The 6,202-nt window shown below is 58.5% G+C and carries 4 protein-coding genes; 3 read left to right on the top strand and 1 reads right to left on the bottom strand.

The genetic code is table 11. The features are described from left to right. The first annotated feature begins 320 nt into the window (after positions 1–320). Positions 321–1,583: a CCA tRNA nucleotidyltransferase gene (locus tag ACF8AM_RS11810; RefSeq protein WP_392555825.1), complete on the top strand. Its 1,263-nt coding sequence runs from the start codon at positions 321–323 to the stop codon at positions 1,581–1,583. Between the two features lie 535 nt (positions 1,584–2,118). Here the strand turns inward: ACF8AM_RS11810 and ACF8AM_RS11805 are convergent. Beyond that, positions 2,119–3,666, bottom strand: a complete 1,548-nt coding sequence (locus ACF8AM_RS11805; RefSeq protein WP_392555824.1) for a family 16 glycoside hydrolase — start codon at positions 3,664–3,666, stop codon at positions 2,119–2,121. A gap of 192 nt (positions 3,667–3,858) precedes the next feature. Here ACF8AM_RS11805 and hemB point away from each other — a divergent pair, with 192 nt between their 5' ends. Both hemB and ACF8AM_RS11795 read left to right on the top strand, forming a co-directional pair. Further along, on the top strand, positions 3,859–4,893 hold the full coding sequence (gene hemB / locus ACF8AM_RS11800; RefSeq protein WP_392555823.1) for a porphobilinogen synthase: 1,035 nt from the start codon (positions 3,859–3,861) through the stop codon (positions 4,891–4,893). A 167-nt stretch (positions 4,894–5,060) separates the two neighbouring features. Beyond that, positions 5,061–5,714, top strand: coding sequence for a class I SAM-dependent methyltransferase (locus ACF8AM_RS11795; protein ID WP_392555822.1), 654 nt, complete (start codon positions 5,061–5,063; stop codon positions 5,712–5,714). The last annotated feature ends 488 nt before the right edge of the window (positions 5,715–6,202 follow it).

The raw sequence follows: 6,202 nt of genomic DNA, 5'->3' as shown, positions 1-6,202 counted from the left end.
AACCAGCGACATCCTGGCCTCGCAACTGAATCAGCCGCTGACGCAGTTTTTCGTCTTCGCGCACCGCTTGCTCGATCTCGGATGACCGCGATGGCTCGAGCTGTTCGTCCAGAAACGCGACCAGTTCGGCATCCGTGAATCGATCGGGTGAGGAGGCAAATTCAGCAGACAACGGTGATTTCAATCGAACGAGAAAATGAAAAGGAGCGACGATGATTGGAACAATCAAACGCTTCGGTATGTTAGCGTCTTTTCGAAACTCGGGCGGAACGACGCTCCGTGAAATCGTCGCACCAAAAACCTCGACTTCCTTTTCGCTGATGCCAGAATTCCCGATCGAAATCCTCAAAACTCCCGAAGCCGCGGAAGCCGTCCGGATCATCACCGAGCTGAAAAACGCTGGCTTTGTGGCCGTTCTGGCTGGCGGATGCGTCCGTGACGCACTGCTGGGACGCAAACCAAAGGACTTTGACGTCGCCACCGATGCGACTCCCGAATCCGTCCGCGAGGTGTTCGGAAAACGCAGCACCTTGGCGTTTGGCGAATCCTTCGGCGTGATCGGCGTGCTGCCGCCTCGGTCCACCGCGGCCGAAGAAACATCCCACAAGCGGATGCCCACGGAGGTCGCGACGTTCCGAGCCGACGGGAATTATTCCGACGGCCGCCGCCCCGACAGCGTCACCTACGGGGATGCCGAAGCCGATGCACTTCGCCGCGATTTCACGATCAACGGGATGTTCTACGACGTCTTCGACTCTCGAGTGATCGACTACGTCGGTGGCCTGGAAGACCTTAGCAAAGGCCACCTGCGGACGATCGGAAAAGCCATCCAGCGTTTCGAAGAAGACAAACTGCGAATGCTTCGCGCCGTCCGGTTTGCGACGACTCTGGGATTTTCGATCGAACACAAAACTTTCGCTGCGATTCAAAATCACGCCAGCGACATCAGCGTGGTCAGCGGTGAACGCATCGGGGCCGAAATGCGCCGCGTGATGACCGCCCCCGCCGTCGACTTCGGTTTGGAAACTCTGGTCGACACGGGATTGTCGCTGCACATCTGGCCGCAACTGCAAACGATGAACTGGACCGAATTCTCAAGATCGATCCAAGCCGCCAAACAACCAACCTTTGAAACCGCGATGGCAATCGCGCTGTTCCACTTGCCCGGCGATTCGCTGCACACCCTGCGTCTGATCTTCGACGATTGGAAACTGTCGGTCGCGGAACGCCGGGCCGTCGAGGCCGCACTGACTCACGCCGAAACGATCACCCAGTGCGATGGACTCGCGTGGTCCAGGTTGCAGCCGATCTTGGTCGATACCGATGCCCCGACGATCGTTGCCACCGCCCGCGCCCTGGCACCAAAATCTCGCGGCGTCGCCCGCGCCGGTCGTGCGTTGTCCGGCGATCCCAACGAACTCAATCCGCCGCCGTTGGTCACCGGAGCCGATCTGATCTCCACAGGAATGCGTCCGGGCCCCGAATTCAAAGCCATCCTGCAATCCATTCGCGACGATCAACTCGACGGAAAATTGAAAACCCGCGAAGAAGCCTTGCAACGAATCCCGACGGGTGACGAGTGAAGCCGCTTTCCTCAAAACCAACCGGTCTCGAAGCACGGCGGCCCCAATCCCCCTTCCCAAAGGAAGTCTTGCCGATTTCAGCCTTCGCTTTTCGGCGGATTTCCACACGGCGCAACTCTCCCGAAACGAAGTTTGGGGAGAGGTCGAGCGACGCCGTTCAGGCGTATGTTTTGAAGTTGCGTTTTTGCGTGAGGCATTGGCTTTTTCACAACCCGACGCGTCAGTTTTGAAGTTGCGCTTTTGCGTGAGGCATTGTTTTTTTCATAACCCGACGCGTCAGCGAGGCGAAGTCAAAGTCGTTTTTCCCTCGCTGACGCTTCGGGTTTTGAGAAAAGCGCACCTTCAAAAAGCATATGCGAGGGGAGGGCCGAGCATCGGAACCAGCGCGCAACCCTCCCCGAAGCGGGCCGCCCCTCCTAAAGGGAGGGTAAAATAAAACGGCACAACCTCGTCTCGCGGGCGGGGTTGTTAAGACGTTTCGAGAACGCCTTGTATCACCAACTCACCAACGTCCAAATCAATCCCTTCGACAGACCTACTTCAGTTCGCGAATTTGGATGTCGCGCCAGCGGACTTCAAATGGGCCGGTACCAGCCTTGATGCCGTGGACCTGCAAACCAAGGAATCCATTGGTCGAGGATTCTGGGTCTTGGATGTCGCTGATCTTTTGGTCGCCGATCCAAACCTGAATCCGGTTGCCATGGGCTCGCACCAAGTATCGGTTGTACTGGTCGTTCTTGTACGCGTCTTTGATCGGTTGCTCTTTCGTAATCCATCCGCGACCGGTGGCTTCGGAATAGAGGTAACCAGCTTCGCCAGGGGCGGATTCAATTTCGACCTGCGGTCCGTAGACCCGTCCGCCCTTTTCACGTGATTGCGAGCGAATCTGCACACCACTGTTGAGGCCCTTGTCCACGTTGACCTCAAAGGTCAGTTCAAAGTCGCCGTAGTTTTCGTTGCTGCACAGGAACGAGTTTGGGCTGCCTTCGGATGTTGTCCCGACGATCGCGCCGTTTTCGACTCGGTACTTGGCCGTTCCGTTTTTGCGATTCCATCCGTCCAAGCCCTTTCCATCGAACAATGACTTCCAACCGTCCGCTTTCAAATCCGGAGCTGCGTCGAAGTTGACGCCGCTGTTGGTCGCGGCTTGCTCGCCACCTTCAACGTCGGACGCCTTGGCCGGATCGCCCGTCGCGGGTTCGTCTGCACTCATTTTGTCAGCCGAAACGGCAGGCAGAGTCACGTCGCCCGTCGCGGCCCACTCGGTTCCGCGGCGAAGCGTGGTTTGAAACGCCAGACCTTGGATGGCAGCAACGTCATGCCCGAGCGTCGTGTGGAAGACGCGTCCTTTTCCGAATTCGATCGTCATCAAAATCGGTTCATGCTCTCCCGTGCCGCCCGTTCCAGGGTTGCTGTAAGCGGTCGCCAAGATATTCATGTTTTCCGCCGGACCACGAAGTTTGCCGTACAGTTCGTCGGCAACCTGCAGGAACGACTTAGGCAATCCAGCGGTGATCGGGTGCGAAGCGTCGCGAACGACCAACGTGAACGGAACGCGACGACCGTGTTGTCCGCCGCTGCCCTTGGACATGTCACGCGTGAACTTCTTCTGGTCTTCTTTCCAGCGGACATACGGCCCGTCTTTTTCATTCCGGCCTCCCCAGCCGCCCAGACCGATCATCCGGTTGTAGGCATCCCAGTTTGGGAACGAATTGTCGGCCGCGTGAACGGTCACGAACCCACCACCGTCACTGACATAGGCCTCGAATGCCTTTTCAGTTTCGCTCGACCAAGCTTCGCCGTTGTAGTTCGAAACCACCACGTCGTAGTCCGCGAACTTGGGTGCAAATCCAGACTTGTCTTCGCCTTTGCCAGGCGCCGTCGCGACGGTGACATCAGCGAAGTCGCCCGATTCCAGCGTGGCTTGGATCAGAGGCGTGGTCTCTTTCCACTTGTGATTGTTTTGGCCATCAATCAGCAAAACCTTCAGCGGTTTGTTCTCCGCGGAGGCCTGTGCAATGGCAAGGGTGAACGAGGCCAGCACCGCGAGGGTGGCCAGAAAGTTGCAAAGTCGAAATTTCATCGGCGTTGAGTCTGTGGGGTGGGTGGGACAAGTTGAATTTCGAAAACGTCCCTTCCGAGACGTGAGGGATCGGGGGAATCAGTTTAGCAGACGGTCGGGTAGGCTTGGCACGTTCTGTGACGCAAAATGGGAGTCGTCTCCCGGCGGAGTTGGCCCCACCGCAATCGCCGTCGCCGTTTCTCGATCGATCTCATGGTGCTCGTTTTGTCCCGATTCACTGGCCCCCCTGCTCCGCGTGCCGCCTTTCCCGCCACCCGATTGCGCCGAGTGCGAGCGACCGATTGGTCACGCCGCCTCGTTCGCGAAACCACTTTGTCGGTCGACGATTTGATCTGGCCGATGTTCGTGATGGATGGATCGGGCCAACAACCTGTCGGATCGCTGCCCGGCGTGAACCGGCTGGGCGAAACGGAAATTGTCGCCGCCGCCAAACGAGCCGTGGACCTGGGCATTCCCGCAATCGCATTGTTTCCCGCCACCGATCCAAAACTGAAATCAGAAGACGCGGCCGAAGCGTACAACCCAGACAATCTCGTCTGCCGGGTTACTCGCCAAATCAAAGACGCGGTCGGCGATTCGCTGGGCGTGATCCTCGACGTGGCTCTGGATCCCTACAGCAGCCACGGTCAAGACGGCTTGGTTCGCGACGGACAAGTCATCAACGATGAAACGGTCGATGTGCTGTGCAAGCAAGCGATCGTGCAAGCCGCGGCGGGATGCGACATCATCGCACCGAGCGACATGATGGACGGACGCATCGGTGCGATCCGCACCGCGCTGGACGAAGGCGGTCACTCAAGTGTTCAAATCATGTCCTACGCGGCGAAGTTCGCCAGCGAGTTCTACGGTCCGTTTCGCGATGCAGTTGGCTCGGCCGCCAACCTCGGCGCGGCCGACAAAAAGACCTACCAGCAATCGCCATCTCAATCCGATGAAGCGATCGCGGAAGTCGCCTTGGATCTGGCCGAAGGAGCCGACAGCGTGATGGTCAAACCCGGGATGCCCTACCTGGACATCGTCGCTCGCGTGAAAGAGACCTTTGGCGTGCCGACGTTTGCCTATCAAGTCAGCGGCGAATACGCGATGCTGCGCGGAGCCGCTGACGCAGGGTGGCTCAGCGGCGACGCGGTGATCTTGGAAAGCCTGCTGTCCTTCAAGCGAGCTGGTGCCGATGGCGTGCTGACTTACTTCGCCGCCGACGCCGCAGAACTGCTTCACCGCCGTTGATCTCGCCCAACAACGTTCCCGCAGGACGGGCTTTCGAAACCGTCCTCCCAATTCCGCAAGTCGGTCTGCCCAGACCACCCATGTCGAACGCGACGGTCTTGGATGACCATCGCACTGGCAATTGACCACTCCTCTCTTCATCTGATCTTTCACGAACGCATCGCAACATGGCCGATTCACTTTCATTCGCATGGCACTGGGAAGACACCTTGATCGCCGGCAAGGAACGTCCGTTGGCGGTTGCCTCCGACCCCGACGCGATGCTGATCGAAGCCTGCGAGCGGCAGGACGCTGGCGAAGAGGGCGTGATCGATCCGTTTTGGGCAACCACCTGGCGAGCCGCCTCGGGACTGGATCGATTCCTGGACCGAGTCCCAATCCACAACCAAGATGTCCTGGAAGTCGGCTGCGGAACCGGACACGCCGGCATCGCTGCTCTGCTGCGTGGCGCCCGCGTGACGCTGACCGATGGTGTAGAAGACCCGCTGCAATTGGTACGACTCAGCCTGTCTCGGTTGGGTCTGCACGCGGACGTGCAAGTCTTCCGGTTGGGCGAAGATTCGCTGGCCCCAAAGAAGTTCCCATTCATCCTGGGCAGCGATGTCACATACCTTCGCACGTTGTGGCCCGAACTGTTGCAATCGGCCGCGGAGCACTTGACCGACGACGGGCAATTGATCCTCAGCGACCCGCAACGGTTGATCGCGACCGAGTTCTCACAGTGGGTGAAGGACAAACCGTGGGACTACACCGAACACACGGTGGAGATGGATGACGACCCCGAGCACCCCATCCGCATCATGGTTTTGACGCAAACTTAAGGTCAGCCCTCGTCATAGCAGTAGCCGGATTCACCAGAATTCGGACTCAACTCTGGCGTTGAAAAACTTGACGCAGAGGCGGGGAGACGCGGAGGCGCAGAGGATCATCATCCTCCGCACAGATATCTCGATCTTCCGAGCCGCTCATTCCCTCGAGTAAATGCTCTCCCACGAGCAACTCCCTGCGCCTCTGCGCCCTGGCGTCTCTGCGTCAAAAACAATTTCCGCGATCCGCGTTGCCCGGCTCGTTTGCAACCAAGCTCCCGCAAACCCGAATTCTTGGCGAATCCGGCTACGAAGCTGTCAGCCCTCGTCATAGCAGTAGCCGGATTCACCAGAATTCGGACTCAACCCTGGCGTTGAAAAACTTGACGCAGAAGCGAGGAGACGCGGAGGCGCAGAGGATCACCATCCTCCGCACAGATATCTCGATCTTCCGAGCAGATCAGAACAGCGAGAAAATGCACTCCCGCCACCCCAGCCAAGCG

The organism is Rhodopirellula sp. JB055, from assembly GCF_043100905.1.
In the GTDB taxonomy this organism is placed as follows: domain Bacteria; phylum Planctomycetota; class Planctomycetia; order Pirellulales; family Pirellulaceae; genus Rhodopirellula.
This window is presented reverse-complemented; position numbering and strand designations above follow the sequence as displayed.